Source organism: Rhizobium sp. 57MFTsu3.2 (assembly GCF_012932765.1).
GTDB classification, from domain to species: domain Bacteria; phylum Pseudomonadota; class Alphaproteobacteria; order Rhizobiales; family Rhizobiaceae; genus Rhizobium; species Rhizobium altiplani.
Genome location: NZ_JDWI01000014.1, coordinates 105,252 through 120,954, shown reverse-complemented (window position 1 = coordinate 120,954; position 15,703 = coordinate 105,252). Strand labels below are relative to the sequence as shown.

16 protein-coding genes are annotated in these 15,703 nt (G+C 58.7%); 1 reads left to right on the top strand and 15 read right to left on the bottom strand.

Annotated features, from left to right (window positions below):
* Window positions 1-105 precede the first annotated feature (105 nt).
* Together AF71_RS16605 and AF71_RS16600 are read right to left on the bottom strand one after the other, a co-directional pair.
* Window positions 106-1,086 carry a substrate binding domain-containing protein gene (locus AF71_RS16605; protein WP_246733703.1) on the bottom strand — a complete coding sequence of 327 codons (981 nt, stop codon included), beginning with the start codon at window positions 1,084-1,086 and terminating at the stop codon, window positions 106-108.
* A gap of 113 nt (window positions 1,087-1,199) precedes the next feature.
* Entirely contained in the window at window positions 1,200-2,102 is a 903-nt protein-coding gene (locus AF71_RS16600; protein ID WP_169682194.1) for a LysR family transcriptional regulator, read from the bottom strand.
* A gap of 114 nt (window positions 2,103-2,216) precedes the next feature.
* Here AF71_RS16600 and AF71_RS16595 point away from each other — a divergent pair, with 114 nt between their 5' ends.
* The gene (locus AF71_RS16595) at window positions 2,217-3,284 is read left to right on the top strand and encodes an SDR family oxidoreductase (RefSeq protein WP_169682193.1); all 1,068 of its coding nucleotides are present in this window, start codon (window positions 2,217-2,219) and stop codon (window positions 3,282-3,284) included.
* A gap of 72 nt (window positions 3,285-3,356) precedes the next feature.
* Here AF71_RS16595 and AF71_RS16590 read toward each other — a convergent pair whose 3' ends face one another.
* The 13 genes from AF71_RS16590 to AF71_RS16530 form a co-directional block, all read right to left on the bottom strand.
* Window positions 3,357-3,653, bottom strand: a complete 297-nt coding sequence (locus tag AF71_RS16590) for a NifU family protein (protein WP_169682192.1) — start codon at window positions 3,651-3,653, stop codon at window positions 3,357-3,359.
* Window positions 3,650-4,660, bottom strand: a complete 1,011-nt coding sequence (locus AF71_RS16585) for an amidohydrolase family protein (RefSeq protein WP_169682191.1) — start codon at window positions 4,658-4,660, stop codon at window positions 3,650-3,652. The genes AF71_RS16590 and AF71_RS16585 overlap by 4 nt, the downstream gene beginning before the upstream one ends.
* Before the next feature lie 145 nt (window positions 4,661-4,805).
* On the bottom strand, window positions 4,806-5,615 hold the full coding sequence (locus AF71_RS16580) for an inositol monophosphatase family protein (RefSeq protein ID WP_169682190.1): 810 nt from the start codon (window positions 5,613-5,615) through the stop codon (window positions 4,806-4,808).
* An 11-nt stretch (window positions 5,616-5,626) separates the two neighbouring features.
* Complete coding sequence (locus AF71_RS16575) at window positions 5,627-6,490, bottom strand: MurR/RpiR family transcriptional regulator (protein ID WP_280949580.1); 864 nt, start codon at window positions 6,488-6,490, stop codon at window positions 5,627-5,629.
* Window positions 6,491-6,595: 105 nt separating this feature from the next.
* Window positions 6,596-7,474 carry a sugar phosphate isomerase/epimerase gene (locus AF71_RS16570; protein WP_169682189.1) on the bottom strand — a complete coding sequence of 293 codons (879 nt, stop codon included), beginning with the start codon at window positions 7,472-7,474 and terminating at the stop codon, window positions 6,596-6,598.
* Window positions 7,475-7,487: 13 nt separating this feature from the next.
* Window positions 7,488-8,273, bottom strand: a complete 786-nt coding sequence (locus AF71_RS16565) for an SDR family oxidoreductase (RefSeq protein ID WP_169682188.1) — start codon at window positions 8,271-8,273, stop codon at window positions 7,488-7,490.
* Between the two features lie 28 nt (window positions 8,274-8,301).
* Window positions 8,302-9,600, bottom strand: a complete 1,299-nt coding sequence (locus AF71_RS16560; RefSeq protein WP_169682187.1) for an MBL fold metallo-hydrolase — start codon at window positions 9,598-9,600, stop codon at window positions 8,302-8,304.
* A gap of 2 nt (window positions 9,601-9,602) precedes the next feature.
* On the bottom strand, window positions 9,603-10,520 hold the full coding sequence (locus tag AF71_RS16555; RefSeq protein WP_169682186.1) for a phosphoglycerate dehydrogenase: 918 nt from the start codon (window positions 10,518-10,520) through the stop codon (window positions 9,603-9,605).
* A gap of 12 nt (window positions 10,521-10,532) precedes the next feature.
* Window positions 10,533-11,108: a glucose-6-phosphate isomerase gene (locus tag AF71_RS16550; RefSeq protein WP_169682185.1), complete on the bottom strand. Its 576-nt coding sequence runs from the start codon at window positions 11,106-11,108 to the stop codon at window positions 10,533-10,535.
* 12 nt (window positions 11,109-11,120) lie between these two features.
* Entirely contained in the window at window positions 11,121-12,068 is a 948-nt protein-coding gene (locus tag AF71_RS16545) for a shikimate dehydrogenase (RefSeq protein ID WP_169682184.1), read from the bottom strand.
* Window positions 12,069-12,077: 9 nt separating this feature from the next.
* Window positions 12,078-13,574, bottom strand: coding sequence for a glycerol kinase GlpK (gene glpK, locus AF71_RS16540; RefSeq protein ID WP_169682183.1), 1,497 nt, complete (start codon window positions 13,572-13,574; stop codon window positions 12,078-12,080).
* A 21-nt stretch (window positions 13,575-13,595) separates the two neighbouring features.
* Window positions 13,596-14,645 (bottom strand): galactitol-1-phosphate 5-dehydrogenase, encoded by a 1,050-nt coding sequence (locus AF71_RS16535; RefSeq protein WP_169682182.1) that lies wholly within the window; start codon window positions 14,643-14,645, stop codon window positions 13,596-13,598.
* Window positions 14,642-15,700: a zinc-dependent dehydrogenase gene (locus tag AF71_RS16530; RefSeq protein ID WP_169682181.1), complete on the bottom strand. Its 1,059-nt coding sequence runs from the start codon at window positions 15,698-15,700 to the stop codon at window positions 14,642-14,644. Before AF71_RS16530 ends, AF71_RS16535 begins: the two co-directional genes overlap by 4 nt.
* Window positions 15,701-15,703 lie beyond the last annotated feature (3 nt).

The following is a 15,703-nucleotide window of genomic DNA, read 5'->3' as shown; positions in this document are numbered from 1 at the left end:
CCGTTGGCCGGATGGCCGTCGTCGCCCTCCCGGCCATGGAACATGTCCTGGCCGATAGAACTAATTTTTTTTCGTATGTTTTGCAAGAAAAAAAATTTTACACGATCATGCAGCGTTCTGTCGCCAGCCCAGAGATTGCGATCCCTGACCCTTTGCGAAATGACGCAGTGCGAAATCGATAAATGCCGCCGTGCGCGCCGGAAGCCGCCGACGCGGGTCGCTGATCAAAGAGACTGGCATGGGGGCGGGCTCGAATGCCTCCAAAACAGCGTGCAGCTGACCGGAACGAAGTTCCGGGTCAATGTCCGCCCGCGCCAGGCGGAAGATACCGAGACCTTGCAACGCGAAGGTTTTTAGTGTTTCCGGGTCGCTTGCGCGAAATCGGCCGTCGACCGGCAAATGCCCAACACCCCCACCGTCAAACGTCCAGACGTCGCCAAATATCGACGAACCCTCCAGGCGAAGACACTCGTGGGCCGATAGGGCCTCGGGGGTGCCCGGGCATCCGCGCTCCGCAAGATAGGACGGGGCCGCGGCGCTGACCGTTGCCATATCGAAAAGCTTGCGGACCGTAAGGCCGGAATCTTTCAGGGACCCGGCCCGCAACGCCACGTCGAAATGGTTTTCATGCAGGGCGGCGGGCGGGTCGAACCGAACAGAGAAATCCACGTTGGGATGCGCCCGAGCGAATGCTTGCACAAGCGAAAGCACGTGACTTCGACCAATGTCGGTTGCGCAAGACAGAATTAAGCCGCCCGCAATAGCGTTACGCCGCCCGCCCATATCACGCTCCAATTCTGCGAATCCCGATAGTACCGGCTGAGCGCGCTCCAAGAGCAACTTACCCTCCTCCGTTAGAAGGAACGAGCGCGTCGTGCGTCGAACGAGCGCCACGCCGTAGTGGTCTTCAAGCGCCTTTAAACGTCCGCTGATCGTCGCCGGGGCCATGCCAAGGCGGCTAGCGGCACTCGCCATACTTTGCGACCGAGCGATTTCGGAAAACATCCTGAGATCGGCCAAACAATTCATTGAGTTCCTCCTTGCAGGCCAGCATCCTGCGGCCACCGGTTCCCAGGCGCCGTTCAACGGACGCCCTCCTCTGGAAACACGAAATGCACCCAACGAGTAACATTGCCGGCAGGATTCCGCCGGCGAAAAATGATCACTTCATTCTGTACGAAACTTCACAAATCGTGCGATTAAGGTGCGACATTCTGCACGAGGTAATCCACGAAGACCCGAATACGTGGCGCGAGAGGCGTTCGGTCAGCATAAATGATCGAAACCGGCTCGCGGTCACCCGGATTGAAGGTGTCGAGCACCGAAACAAGTCGTCCGGTGCGAAGGTCAGAGCCGATGTGAAACTCGGAGAGGCGCGCGACGCCGATGCCATCAAGGGCAAAGCGCCTCAAGCTTTCGCCATTGTCGAGACTGAGATTGCCTTTGACCGCCAAATCGAGTTGCGTGACAACGCCGTCCTGGTCGACTCGGAATGGCCATTTGCCATAGCTGCGACTGAACCCGAGCGTCAGGCAGTTATGTTCCAGCAAATCGCGGGGTTCCACTGGCACGCCGTGCCGCGCTAGGTAGTCGGGCGAAGCAACGACATGGCGCAACGACGCAGCGAGCCGTCGAACGCGAATCGTAGAGTCCGTCAAAACACCCGTCCGGATCGCGACGTCGACGCCCTCGCGAATGAGGTCCGCTGTCGTATCGGAAAGCGAAAACTCGAGCGCTATGTCGGGATAAGCGGCGAGAAAGCCCGAAACGATCGGCATGATCCGGTGAATCCCAAAGGGTACGTTGCAGCTGACGCGGAGCGTGCCGCCGATTTGCCCCGCGCTTTCCCGCACGCCGCGCTCAAGGCTCGAAATATCCTGCAGAATCTGCTTGCCACGGGCGAAATAGTCTTCGCCTTCAACCGTCAAGCGTAACTTCCGTGTCGAACGGATCGCCAGCGGCAAGCCGAGGCGAGCCTCAATGCGGGCGATGATCTTGCTGATTGCCGATGGCGAAAGCCGCAAAGCATCTGCTGCGGCTGTAAAGCTCCCTGTCTCGACGACTTTTATGAAGACCTCGATCTCAGAAATGCGTCCGGACATGTCGGCTCCTCATTAGTGACAGCAGTTCACTTCACTTATGACAATGGGCAGCTTACTCGGGCAAGACGTAAATGGCACTTCTAATCCTCCAACTCACATGAGGAGACTGAAGTCATGTATCAGAAACGGGCACTTGTCGCAGGCGCGACGGGAATCGTCGGACTAAACGTTGCCGAGCATCTGCGCGACCGTGGCGGTTTTGAAATCACGGGGCTGGCGCGCAAGCCGTCGATCGGCGCGTCCTACATGCGGCCCCTAGCGGTCGATCTTCTCGATCGCGAGGCCGCGCTGAGGACACTCGCGACGCTCAGGCCGACACATGTTTATTTCTGCACATGGACTTTAGGGCGAAACGAAGACGAAAATATCCGCCTTAACGGCGGAATGCTTCGCACCCTACTCGACGGGGTTGTCGCTGCCGGGACGGTCGAGCACGTCGCTGTCGTCACGGGCACCAAGCACTATCTCGGCCCGTTCGAGGACTACGGAAAAGTGACCCCGGTCACGCCATTTCGCGAGGACGCACCACGGCTGGAAAAAAAGAACTTCTACTATGAACTGGAAGACGTCGCGTTGGACTATGCGTCGCGGCACGGCTTTAGCTGGTCGGTGCATCGGTCGCACACAATCATCGGCTATGCGGTCGGTAACCTGATGAACATCGGCGCAACTCTTGCGACTTTCGCGTCGATCTGCAAGGCGACGGGGCGTCCTTTCACGTTTCCGGGTACCCCGACCGCATATTACGGGATCAACGACATCACCGATGCGCGTCTGCTGGCAAAGCACATCGTATGGGCATCGACGGAACCGAATGCGCGTAATGAAGCCTTTAACGCCACGAACGGCGACGTTTTTCGCTGGGAACAATTGTGGAAGAGAATCGCCGACTATTTCGACGTCGAGGTGGGCGCTTATCCAGGTCAATACAATTCGCTAACAGACCGCATGCAGGGCCTTGACCCAGAGTGGCAGACCCTAGTGACACAGCACGGTCTTCAGCCTCACAAGCTGGAGCGCCTCGCCTCGCCTTGGCATACGGACCTCGACCTCGGTCGCCCCATGGAATGCCTGCATTCCATGGCCAAGAGCAGAGCTCTGGGCTTCAAGGAATTCCAGGACACAGAGCGGTCGTTTATCGACGTCTTCGACAGGCTGCGCGCGGAACGGCTCATTCCGTAAACCCAAAGACTCTCGACGCCCGGAAGCGCATCGGTCGCCCGATGCGCTTCCTCGCGTTCTAAGCGCCGACGACTACGCTGCGGGATAGGGATGGGCGTTCAAGAGGTTGGCAAGACGCGATAGTGCCCTCGGAGCTGCCTTCACCTGCTCGCATTCGACCTCCTGTACGCCAGGTACTTCCATCAGATAACTCCGGACGGGTCCGACGAAAGTCATCGCGAGGTTCGGGCAAGCACGACAAGCGCCCGTTAGCGCAACAGTTACGGTGCCGTCCTCGGTTACGCCGGTGATCGCTATGTCGCCGCCGTGACCGAGAATGAGGGGGCGCGCCCGGCCAAGAGCGGCTGCCAACATGTCTCTGTCGATCATGGCGTCAATCCCAGTTCGCGCTTCTTCGCATCCAGGTCGATGCCCATGCCGCGAGCGAAAGCCTTGCCCAGAATGTTTTCCTTCATTTCCCGGGTTATCTCGGGATACCCATAACGATCCTGCAATTCCTCCGGCATTTTGAGATTTGCGAGCGTGTCGATGTAGGTCTGAACATGCGGCCAGATGAAGGCCTCCGAGCCGTAACAAATTCGCTCGGAACCGACATACAGGAGCGCCTCGCCGAGTCGTTCGAGCATCTTCCACGGCTGGAGGTAGTACTGGTTGAACCAAAGCGGCAGGATCAAGAAAATGTTTTCGAAACGGCTGGCGATGGAGATGGTCTCATCGACATAGGGGTCGCCTAGATGATGAATTCCGAAGTTGAGTTCCGGAAAATCGGCTGCCGCATATTGAATGTCGTTTGGCTTGAAAGCTTCTACCGGGCCTAGTTCAAGGGGAAAGCCCTTGTGGAACTGGACCATCTTGACGCCAAGCTCGAGAGCCTTTTCCCACAATGGATAGGCAATGTCCCGATCGTCCGCACGCCAAGAGCAACCCCGAGACTGATATTGATAGAATTTGAAGCTAACGGCACCAAGCTCGTGAACCTGGCGTTCCATTTCCTTCAATGCCGGCCCGAGCCCGTGATAGGCAGGATCGACGCCACCGGTCAGCACTATCCGTTTCGGATCCTTTTGTGCGAGTGCGTGGCTAAGTTCAACAGGACCGAGGCCAGCGCGCCAATGAGAAAACAGCGGCACAGAACAGGCGCACGCCATATCCGTGTCGGATTTCCCGAACAACATGTCCATGGCCCAATCGAGATCCGGGTTTGAAAAGGTTTCTGGCTCGGGCGGCGGGCCGCGCCGGCCGGTAAGGTTGATGAATCCGGTCAGCTGTTCGCGCAGAATGCGAACTCGTCGGCCATCGCTGCCGTCTTTGATCTGACCGTCACTGAAGTCTTGGCAATGCACCGCTGCGTCAAAGACAAAAATTCCATCCTTCATTCGCTTAACTCCCATTGGCTGCTAGCGCTTGACGGCGCTTTGGCTTTCGTGAAAAGCCAACCGTATCAATAGCATGGGGAGGTGTGGACCAGTCTTCGCTTTATCCGAAGATTGCCTTCAAGATCGACGCAGCAGGCGCGTTCGCTCAAGGGATCTCGAAAAGATCGGAAAGATCACGGTAAAGTGCCGGACCACTCGCAAGGACGAGACCACCCTGCTCTAGTGGGGCCCCGAGGTTCGGATATGGAACAACACGCCCACCTGCTGCCTTGATGAGGGCAAGGCCAGCAATGGCATCCCAGGCCCACATATGGCGCTCGAAGTAGCCATCTACGCGGCCAGCCGAGACATAGGCCAGCATCAACGCCCCCGCGCCTACCTGCCGGAAGCTTCCGCCCGCGGCGAAAAGCCTTTGCGCATCTTTAGCGAATGTCTCTGGCGGCACGCGGTGATTATGGCCGAGGCCAAGGCTTGTCCGGTCGACCGAGGCTGTGCTGCTCGTCGAAATCACGGCGCCGTCGATTGTTGCGGCAATACCGTCTGCGCCGGCGAAAAGCTCATCGCGCAGCGGATCGTAAATTACACCGAGAACTGGCTCGCCTTTCGACCACAGTCCGATCGACACGCACCAGTTATGCGCACCCCTCAAGAAATTCGTGGTGCCGTCGAGTGGATCGACACACCAGACATAGTCCGCTTCGAGCGATCCGGAGCGACCCGTCTCCTCACCGAGGAACCCATCCGTCTGGAAGGCCGGCCGCAGAATCGCGGCGATCACGTCTTCGGCCTCGCGATCCGCAACCGAGACGAAATCATTCAGCCCCTTTTGTTCGATTACCAACCGGCTGCGACGGCCGTAGTGGGTAAGCAACGTGCGGCCGGCCTCTCGGGCGGCGTATTCCGCTGCGGCCAGACGAGATCCGAGACGCTCGACGCGAGGCTCTTCCGCAGGCATTCGTCGCTCCTTCAATAGCGCGTCAGAGCGGTCACATCGGAGGTTCGTTCGAGCCCTTCCATTGCTCTGCCAAAATTGCGAACGGCATAGAGCGAATAGAGCACATCGATGACCTGGAGCTGTGCGATTTTCGAGACCATGGATTCGTGGTATTCGCCCGGCCCGACGACGCCGGTGATGGTCGGTGTGAAGAGGCAGATATCAGCATGCCGAACGATAGGCGAATCCGGAAACGATGTTATCGCCAGCGTCGTCGCACCTTGGAGTTTCGCATGTTGCAAGCTGTCGACAGTCGAGATCGTGCGTCCGGAATTCGAAACGCCGATCGCGAGCGAATTGGCTCCCAGCGTAGAGGTCGAGATCTGCCGTATGCCGAGATCTCGGAAAAAGAGGCACCGCTTGCCGACCCGCATGAAACGCAGCAGCGCGTTCTCAACGCATATCAGCGAAGCACCCATCGCGAAAAACCCGAGCACGTCGGCATTCTCGATTGCCGCAACGGCGCGTTCGAGTTCTTTTTCCGCGAGCCCGGCGCGGGTATCCGAAACCGTCATCGCGTAGCGAGCAGCGACCTTTGAAAGCACCGAGGACGTATCGTCCTCGTCGGTGATATCTTCGTAGACGTGTCGCTCGGAGATTGGCTCGCTCGTCGTTGAACCTTGCGACAATTCTTCCGCGATCAAGATCTTGAACTGCTGAAAGCTCTGGACATCGATCTCTCGGACGAAACGCGTGACCGTTGATTCCGATACCTCGCATTGAACTGCGAGATCTTTGATCGAAATTGACTTTATTTCTTCGGGTGTCTTCAGCACTCGGTCAGCGATCCGCCGAAGGGCCGGATTCATATATCCGGCCTTCCAGCGTATTCTCATTAGTATGGATTGCCTGTTGTCTGTAGCGTTGTCCATCGATTATGACTCCGACTCATTTGCCGCAATTCTATAACCGTCAAATTCCAAAGAATGAAATTTCTTTTCTTACCACACTTTGCATCCAACGCGCGCTTTTTCTTGCGCTACTCGAATCACGTCGAAGGCAAGGCGTGCCGCGACGAGGGAATCATCCCAAGCTTCACGCCATAACCGAACACCTGCGACCAGCGCATCGCTCAGTACCTTGGACGAAAAAGCTTCGACGGTGAAATCCCCCTTGTAGCCGGCGCTTTCGAGGGCACCAAAATAAGACGTGAGATCGAAGTGCCCGCCGCCGAGGATTCCGCGATTGCTGTCGGCAACATGAGCGTATCCGAGCAAAGGTGCATTGCGTTGGATGGCCGCGGCAATGTCGCCCTCTTCGATGTTCATATGAAACGTATCCATGTGAATGAATAGATTAGCGCCACCCGACGCGTGGATAAGAGACGCCGCCTCGTCCAAGGTGTTGACGAGGTAGCTTTCATATCGATTGACCGGCTCCAGCCCGAGCCGAACGCCCAACTCCCCGGCTCGCCGGTCGAGACGAGAAAGCCGTTCGGCAACTCGCTGCCGCGCCTGCACCGTCGCAGGAGCTCCGTAATTTGCAAATGCCGCGTAGGTTATGCCCGATACCGCCGGCGCCCCGAGCTCCGAGGCAATTTCCAGAGCACGCTTCACAGTCTTTTCGCCTCGCTCGGCGATCGAGCTGTCGGCCGACGAAATGTCGGCCTCGGGACCTAGCGCCATGCCGAGCCGCAATTCTAGTCCGGCGTCATTGACGACTTTTCGGGTGAGTGCGACGTCGAGTGCCTCTGGGTCGAACATCAGCACCTCGATCAATTCGAAGCCGATCTCGGCCGCGGCTCGGCAGCTATGTGCTGCCTTTTCCCCCGACCAATCGTCAGTGAAAACGAGACTGTGAATGCCTAGCTTCCCCGCCATTTCTGCCTCCCTATCAACCGAATATGGAGCGGATGGTACCACCGTCAGCCCTATGGCAGACACCGTTCATCGCCGCGTTGGTCATCAGTTGCACCACGCCGCGCCCGTGCAATGCGGGATCGATAAGCTTTTGAACGAGGTTGGAGGGTTGGACGTCGCGGTAGAAGTCGGCGAGCGTTTGTTCGACCGTTTTTCCCTGCTCTGCGGCAAGATCGGCGAAATAGGTTTCGACCGACTCAGTTGCGGTCGAGCCTGGCATATAGCTGTTGACGCGCACGTTCGTGCCACGGGTCAACTCCGCCAAGGAGCGGCTCAGTCCGAGCATCGCCGTCTTCGTGGTGGAGTATGGCGTCATGTTGCCAATCGAGCGGATTGCCGCTTCGGAAGAAATGAAGACAATGCTGCCGTCGTTGCGCGACAGCATGTCCTTCATTACAAGACGCGTGATGCGGATCGCTGTCATCAGATTGTGTTGGAAATACTCCATCCAGCGCTCGTCGCTGACCTCGAAGAAATCGTTGACGTCGAAGACGCCGATATTGTTGACGAGGAACGAAACCGGGCCGAAGCCGGCCGCATAATTCGCCAGGGTCAGTGCGCCCTCTTTCGTCATCAGATCTGCAACTACGCCGTAAGCGCGTGGTCCGATTGATGAGGTCGCCTTGTGGAGCTTAGCTCTGTCGCGGCCATTGATGATAACAATCGCACCCTCTTCGTGGAAGGTTCGGGCAATCGCGTGGCCGATTCCGGTTGCTCCGCCCGTCACAATAACGATTTTTTCTTTAAGTCCGAAGTCCATGGTTCTCACTCCCTTATTCCGTGATCCATCAAGTCGTTCGCGCGAATTGCGCCAATCGCTCGCAAGCGGTCGATATCTGATCGAAGACTGCTTCGAACGCCTCTCGCGGTTCTCCCCACGGATCGATGATCGTCGCTTCCTCTCCCGGTGACGAATAGGCGCCGAGTCGGCCGATGCGCGCGTGACTGCCTTCCGGACGCACTGTCCGAATGCCCTCCATGTTCTGATCGTCCATGCCGAGGATCAAGTCGAATTGGTCGAAGTCTGTCTTCTGAATTTGGCGGGCGATGAGCTTATCGAGCGCGACACCTCGTCCGGTAGCGACGGCGACGGTTTCGGCGTGAGGCGGTTTCCCGACGTTCCAGTCCTTTATCGCGGCGCTATCGATCCGATGGCCCGGAAGAGCGGCACGCAAGATGCCGTCGGCAGTCGGAGAACGGCAGATGTTGCCGCGACAAACGATCAGGATCGAAAGCGGCTCCCGCTTGACGGGACTGATCCGATACGCAGTCGCAACTTCCGCCAACCTTGTGTCGGCAACCGGGTTAAGCGACGCGAGCCGCTGCACCCCTTCCTGGGGATCGATCGTATTGAAATCGAACAGCCCGAAGTGGTGGCCAATCATGGCCCTGGCACCGATCTCGTCGGCGAGACCGACAGCTTCCTCCAGTGTGAGGTTCCCAGGGACGCCGTTTGCGGCACGCAGGGCGTCTCGACCGTTGACGGGCAGAAGGGCCAGATCGACCCGAAAGGGCATCAGCCACTCGGCCAAACCTGGGAAGGGGATTGTGTCTCCGGAATGCCAAATCGTTACACCGCCGCCAGACAGAACAAATCCGAGAAAGAGGTAACCATCCTCGTTGCGCCGCAAATCCTCGTGAGCTGAGGGGGTCGCAGTAACTGTCACTCCGCCTAGATCAACGCTTTCACCGGCGTCGATAAGGACCAGCCGGTCTTCCGGTACGCCTCGCTCGATCGCTCGCGCTTTTTCAGCCCGCGGCGCCAGCACTCGCGCTTGCGGGTTGGCGGCAAGGAGCGCCGGGATGGTACCGGGATCCATGTGGTCGGTGTGGCCATGGGTGCAAAGCAGCCAGTCGACGCCGCGCAGTTCGTTCGCCGCGACCGGAGCGGGCATCATCCGTCGGTGCGGAAACCTGGTGTCACGATATTTTTCCGCAAGAGAGTCGGAAAGATAGGCATCGATAACGATCGTCAGACCGTTTTGGCGGATGAGAAAGCCCGCCTGGCCAAGCCAGGCGAGCGTTGCACCCTCGCCCGACTTGAGGTTTTTCGGTGTTCCAAGAGGCACGGCATCGACAACGCTCATCGTCACACCAGGTTCTTCAGCAAATTGTCAACGGCGACACTCGTCGCGCGGTCGACGCTTTCCTCGGTGAACCCTCCTGCATGCGGCGTGAGAATGACCCGCTCGTGGCTGAGCAGTGCAGAGCTTTCCGGCGGTTCCCGATGAAAAACGTCCGTCGCCAACGTCATCACCTGCCCGCTTTCGAGTGCTGCGAGCATCGCGACGTCGTCGATCAATTCGGCTCTCGCCGTGTTGACCACGATTACGCCTTTTTTCATACGTGAAAGCATCGCGCCGCCAAGCAATGGATTCTGCGCCGGTGGACAATGGAATGACACTGCGTCGGCGGTGACTAGAGCCTCTTCCAAGTTGGCGAAGCGAAAACCGGAGGGCGCAAAACGGCTGTCGGGATAGGGGTCGTAACCGACGACCTCCATGCCGAGTCCGAGCGCCATCTCCACGACGTCTCGGCCAATGGCACCGCAACCAATGACCGCAAGCTTGCGTCCCTTCACCTCCTGGCCGATCCGCCTGCACCACTCTCCCTTAGAAAGATGCTGGTGCGACCATGGAATGTGACGGAAAGACGAAAGCAGGAGCCCGACAGCAAGTTCGGCCACCCCGCGCGCATTCGCGCCCATGGCCCGTTCGACAGTGATGCCCCGAGCTTCCGCTTCCCGAAGGTCTATATTGTCGACGCCGGTACCGTTGCGACTGATGACGCGCAGACCCTTTGCCGCGTCGAGCACGCGCGTGCTGATCGGTTCGACGCCCGCGAGCCAGCCAACGCAACCGGGGACGGCACGCAAGAGGTCGTCTTCCGACGGGGTTTTACCCGGCGCCGGAAAGACAATTTCGAACCCCTGGTCCATAAGCCTCGCCAGAACCGGATGACCGGACCCTGACAGGGAGCGAGGCGTGACGGCGATCCTACCCGACATCGTTTTCCTCGCTCAGCCGTTCCATCGCGGATTGTCGATAACCGTGGGCTTGCCATCGCGCTCGACCATCAGCTTGCGGAAGCCCTTGCTTTCGATGGTGCCGTAGTCGTGGCCGGCATTACCGGGGAAGGCGAAGAACGTGACCAGCGGCTCGGTTGGATGAACGTTGATCGAGCGATGGGCCCAGCGACCGGGCACGTAGACCGCCTTGCCCGGAAGGAACTCGAGCCATTCTGTTTTGCCCTCGGGGGTTTCCATCATCATGTAACCGTGACCGCGGAGGCAATAGTACACTTCGGCGGTGTCGATAACCGTGTGAAAATGACCCTTGGTCATGTGATACTCGTCCCCGACCTTGCCGGGATACGTGATGGAAGTACCGTAGGCTACGTCCTTTTCGCTATCCGGGACGCCCATGTCGTAGAATTCGTAGAGGAGTGTGTCGCCCTTGGCGAGCTCTGCCTCGTAGGCTGCCTGATCGTGGAACATGCCCTTCATTTTGGAGAGCGTGCGGCGGATTGGCTCGCGAGTGGAACTCAGGCCATTATTGAGATTGAAGTCGTGAAGTGTGGGGAGCAAGTCAGCCATGCTGGTTTCCTTTCATTGAGAGACGTCGCGGGCAATCCGGCTTAGATCGTCGAATGCCGGTCCGGACATTGGGATATTGATGTCAAAGACTTCCGCGATGACGCGTGTCCAACCGTGTATGAAGTAGACCCAGCCGTCATGGACGGTGAGGCCCCGTGCTTCCGCGGCCGCCTTTGCCTGGTCCAGGAAGACGAGGTCGCCGCGATAGTTGAACTCCCAAACCAGTCCGTCCTTCGGGAAGCTCACCGCGTCACTCAAAGGCGAACCGGGTCCGTCCTTTCCGAGACCGGTCGCGTTGACCACCATCGAGGCGTCGGGAAGGTCGCCAACGATCCGGTCGGCTTCGGCCGGTCCGGGAGCCAGGCGATATTCGATCGGTATCGCGAAACCAATCTCCTCATGCACATGACGCATCTCGGCCAGCGAGGCTTCTCGGCGCGCGGTGACAACGATCGTGCTCGGCACGTCGCCACCGGATTTGACTTTGTTGTGAAGATAGAGCGTCAGCGCCAGCGAGGAGCCGCCCGAGCCGAGAATGCACAAGGAAGCTCCGGTCCTTGCCCAGTATCCATCCGGTACGATCGCCTCGAAGCTGGCACCGGCCGTGATCGGATCCTTGGCGTGACCGACCAGCCTGTCGCCGCGCTTGGAAATCGAACTTATCTCGTGCAAGGTCATCGCGTAAGGATCGAGTTCGTCAAAAAGCGCGCGTGACGCCTTCAGCAGATTGACCTTGTGAGTGGTCACCAACGCCCCAAGTGACAAGGGATCGGCTTTGATGAATTCCACCGCAGCGCGGTAGGCCGCAGGATCAGAGTTCGGAGCGAAATCGATCCCCTTCATCTCGGCATCGAGACCCAAATGGCGAGACCAGGCCGGGAAGACCTTCATGATAGATGACTTGCCCGTGGTAACGCCGATAAAGTACATGGTGCGCCGGGCGGCGGAAATGTATGACATTGAGTATCCTCACTCGTGTTCGGCCCAGTCCCGCGACCGGTCAACGGTGCGGCACCAGCCTCGATAGAGCATGTCGGCCGTCGCGCGGTCATTCGACGGGTTGAATTCCCGATCGAGCGCGAAAGCGGTGTGTAGGTCGGCCATGTTTTCCCAGTAGCCGACTGCAAGTCCGGCAAGAAACGCGGCGCCGCGCGCCGTCGTATCGATGACTTTTGGACGCAGAACGCGCACACCCAATTGGTCCGCTTGGAATTGCAGCACGAAATTGTTCATCGCAGCGCCGCCGTCGACCTTGAGTTCGGCAAGCGCAAGACCGGAGTCGGCCTCCATGCGGCCGATCACATCGCGGATCTGATAGGCCATGGATTCAAGCGAGGCGCGGATCAGATGGTTGCGGTTTGCCCCGCGAGTGATACCGACGATCGTTCCACGCGCGTATTGGTCCCAAAATGGGGCCGACAGCCCGTTGAAAGCCGGGACGATGTAGACGCCGTTGGTGTCGGGAACCTCGAGCGCAGCCACCTCTGTTTCTGAAGCGCTGTGGATGATCTTCAATTCGTCTCGAAGCCATTGAACGACCGAGCCGACAGAGAACAGCGTCCCTTCCAGCGCGTATTCGAGTTTACCGCCCAGTCTCCAAGCAACGGTCGTCAAAAGGCCGTTCTCTGAGGCGCGCATATGCGGTCCGGTGTTCATCAGCAAGGTGCCACCTGTACCGTAGGTGGCCTTGACCATCCCCTCGCTGAAACAGGACTGACCAAAGAGGGCTCCCTGCTGATCACCGATTGACGAGGCAACGGGAACCTCCCTGCCGAACAGGCCAGCCTGCGTCACACCGTAAATTTCGGAACTGTCGCGAACTTCCGGCAGGATCGAGCGTGGAACATTCAACTCGGCAAGGAGCCGCTCGTCCCAATCGCCGGTACCGATATTGAACAGGAGAGTGCGGGAAGCGTTCGATGCGTCCGTTACGTGAACCTTTCCGCCGGTCAAGTTCCAGATCAGCCAGCTGTCGATCGTACCCCCCGCCAGTTCACCGCGGGCTGCTCGTTCGCGCGCGCCGGGCGTATTGTCGAGGATCCATGCTAATTTTGTGCCGGAGAAGTAAGCGTCTATGACCAGGCCGGTCGCGTCCTTGACGTAGCGCTCAAGCCCCTTCGCTTTCAAGTGATCGCAGGCTCCGGCCGTACGGCGATCCTGCCAGACGATGGCGTTGCTCAGCGGGTTCCCAGTCTTGCGATCCCAGATAAGGCAGGTCTCACGCTGATTGGTGATACCGATAGCGGCGATCTGGTCAGCACCGATCCCGGCGTTATGGATGACCTCGCGGGCCACCGACAGCTGGGTCGACCAAATCTCATTGGCGTCGTGTTCCACCCAGCCCGCACGTGGATAGATCTGCCGGAATTCGCGCTGGGCCAGAGAAACGACATTACCTGCTCTGTCGAAAAGGATGGCGCGCGCACTGGACGTTCCCTCGTCCAACGACATGATGTAGCGTTCCATGATGATCTCCTCCCATACGCATCAATTGTTCGGCGTGAACAGGATCTTGTGATACTTGCCGAAGCTGCGGTCTTTAAGTGCCTTGAAGATGGACGGCGCTTCCTCCAGCGCCGCACGGTGTGTAATGAGTGGCTCGACGATCAAGCGACCATCCGCAAGCAGACCGATAATGTCGAACCACTCTTTGCCGGGGAACGGCAGGGAATAGGAATTCCACGAGCCGACGACCTGCAGCTCTTCGCGTACGATGCGTGCGAACGCTTTCTCCGCGAAAGTCACGTCGCCATAGGCCGTGCCATAGAACATGATCGTGCCCTGCTTGGCGGCGACCATGATGGATAGGTCGCGCCCTGGAGCAGATCCCGCGCATTCGAGCGAGACGGCGACGCCCTTGCCGTTTGTCGCCTCTCTTACACGGGATACCACGTCGTCGCGCGACGGGTTGAGGCACAGGTCCGCTCCAACCTGCCGTGCAAGGTCCAGCTTGTCATCATCCACGTCGATGGCGATGAGAGGCCGTGCCCCCGAAAGCTTCGCGAACTGGAGGGCGAAAAACCCGAGCGCGCCGCAACCGACGACCGCAACGGCGTCGCCGAGTTTGATGTCGAGCTTGTGGATGCCATGCAAAATGATGGCAGCGGGTTCGATTGTCGCGGCAACTTCGTAAGAGACACTATCCGGTACTTTGATGACGTTCGTGGCAGGCGCGCACAGATATTGCGCGAAGGCGCCGTCACTGCGCGAGCCCATAAAATCGTAGTCGTCGCAAAGATGGAACTTACCCGCCTCACACCACTGACATTTCCGGCAGGGCATGAGTGGCGCGACGGCGACACGATCGCCGACCTTCAGGTGCTCGACTGAAGCGCCTACCTTCTCCACCCGCCCCGAGAACTCATGGCCGGGAATTGTCGGAAAGTGGTAGGTTCCTGTCACCATGACGCGACCGATATCCGAGCCGCAAATACCTGCCGCTTTCACCAAGACCAAAACATCGTCGGGGCCGATCTCTGGAACCGGAACGTCTTCGACCCTCAGGTCGCCGGGTGCATGTAACACAGCCGCCTTCATTGCAAACTGTCCTCCTGCGGATAAATGATTGTTTTCATGCCCTTCCCAGAAAGAGCATGGTCGAAAGCGGCCACTGCATCGTTCATGCCGAACCGATGCGTCACGACCTCACTCACCTTGATCTTGCCGGTCTCGACCAGTTGCATTGCTCGCGAGTAGTCGCTGACACTCGAGCCAGTCGAGCCGAGGAGCTTCAGTCCCCAGTAATGGACCTTGTTGCTGTCGAGGTCGACGCGGGTGCCCTTGTTCAGTCCCGAAAAGAAATTCATTCTTCCCAGGCGGGCAAGGCACGCGAGACCTTGGCTCTGCAATTCCGGCGCCGGCGCACACGTTAGGGCCACGTCGACACCTCTGCCCCCGGTTAGACGCATCACTTCATCGACGACGTCGACCTTGCTGGAATCGACCAGATCGGTTGCGCCCAGAGGCGCGATCTCCGCAAGCCTTTCAGCGCGCCGCCCGACGACGATTACCTGTCTAGCTCCATAAGCTTTGGCTAATTGCAGAAACAGGCCGGCGATCGGCCCCGTCCCCAAGACGAGGACCCTGTCTTCCGGCGTGACCGCTAGATCTTTCCATGCGTTCACACAGCAAGACAACGGCTCGACGAGCGAGGCCTCTTCGAAACTCATACTCGCCGGGATCTCGATGAGATTGCCACCGTAGATCGCCTCGGCGGTGACGATCATGTATTGCTGGAAACCGCCGTCGATGCTAATTCCGAAGGCGTCATAATCAGGGCACATGTTGTTCAGCCCTTTGCGACACATTTCGCAATGACCACAACCAATATTTGGCACCACGGAGACGCGCTGGCCTGTCTTCCAGTGGGCTACGTGCTTGCCGACCTCAACAATCTCGCCCGCCAATTCGTGACCTAGGACGCGTGTTTCGTTGGGCCCGACTCTGAAATGGCCGCCGCGCAATACCTTCAGGTCCGTTCCACAAATCGAGGCCGCAAAGACCTTGACCAGCACTTCGTCGTCGCGTGGCGTGGGCCTAGGCCGTTCGTCGAGAACGACCCTACCCTGCCCCTGATATACGGCGGCTTTCATCAC

What these genes read in the sequence shown, in the direction of transcription:
- AF71_RS16600 (WP_169682194.1), bottom strand. Translation starts at nt 2,102, where the DNA reads ATGTCCGGACGCATTTCTGAGATCGAGGTCTTCATAAAAGTCGTCGAG.
- AF71_RS16595 (WP_169682193.1), top strand. Translation starts at nt 2,217, where the DNA reads ATGTATCAGAAACGGGCACTTGTCGCAGGCGCGACGGGAATCGTCGGA.
- AF71_RS16590 (WP_169682192.1), bottom strand. Translation starts at nt 3,653, where the DNA reads ATGATCGACAGAGACATGTTGGCAGCCGCTCTTGGCCGGGCGCGCCCC.
- AF71_RS16585 (WP_169682191.1), bottom strand. Translation starts at nt 4,660, where the DNA reads ATGAAGGATGGAATTTTTGTCTTTGACGCAGCGGTGCATTGCCAAGAC.
- AF71_RS16580 (WP_169682190.1), bottom strand. Translation starts at nt 5,615, where the DNA reads ATGCCTGCGGAAGAGCCTCGCGTCGAGCGTCTCGGATCTCGTCTGGCC.
- AF71_RS16575 (WP_280949580.1), bottom strand. Translation starts at nt 6,490, where the DNA reads ATGAGAATACGCTGGAAGGCCGGATATATGAATCCGGCCCTTCGGCGG.
- AF71_RS16570 (WP_169682189.1), bottom strand. Translation starts at nt 7,474, where the DNA reads ATGGCGGGGAAGCTAGGCATTCACAGTCTCGTTTTCACTGACGATTGG.
- AF71_RS16565 (WP_169682188.1), bottom strand. Translation starts at nt 8,273, where the DNA reads ATGGACTTCGGACTTAAAGAAAAAATCGTTATTGTGACGGGCGGAGCA.
- AF71_RS16560 (WP_169682187.1), bottom strand. Translation starts at nt 9,600, where the DNA reads ATGAGCGTTGTCGATGCCGTGCCTCTTGGAACACCGAAAAACCTCAAG.
- AF71_RS16555 (WP_169682186.1), bottom strand. Translation starts at nt 10,520, where the DNA reads ATGTCGGGTAGGATCGCCGTCACGCCTCGCTCCCTGTCAGGGTCCGGT.
- AF71_RS16550 (WP_169682185.1), bottom strand. Translation starts at nt 11,108, where the DNA reads ATGGCTGACTTGCTCCCCACACTTCACGACTTCAATCTCAATAATGGC.
- AF71_RS16545 (WP_169682184.1), bottom strand. Translation starts at nt 12,068, where the DNA reads ATGTCATACATTTCCGCCGCCCGGCGCACCATGTACTTTATCGGCGTT.
- glpK (WP_169682183.1), bottom strand. Translation starts at nt 13,574, where the DNA reads ATGGAACGCTACATCATGTCGTTGGACGAGGGAACGTCCAGTGCGCGC.
- AF71_RS16535 (WP_169682182.1), bottom strand. Translation starts at nt 14,645, where the DNA reads ATGAAGGCGGCTGTGTTACATGCACCCGGCGACCTGAGGGTCGAAGAC.
- AF71_RS16530 (WP_169682181.1), bottom strand. Translation starts at nt 15,700, where the DNA reads ATGAAAGCCGCCGTATATCAGGGGCAGGGTAGGGTCGTTCTCGACGAA.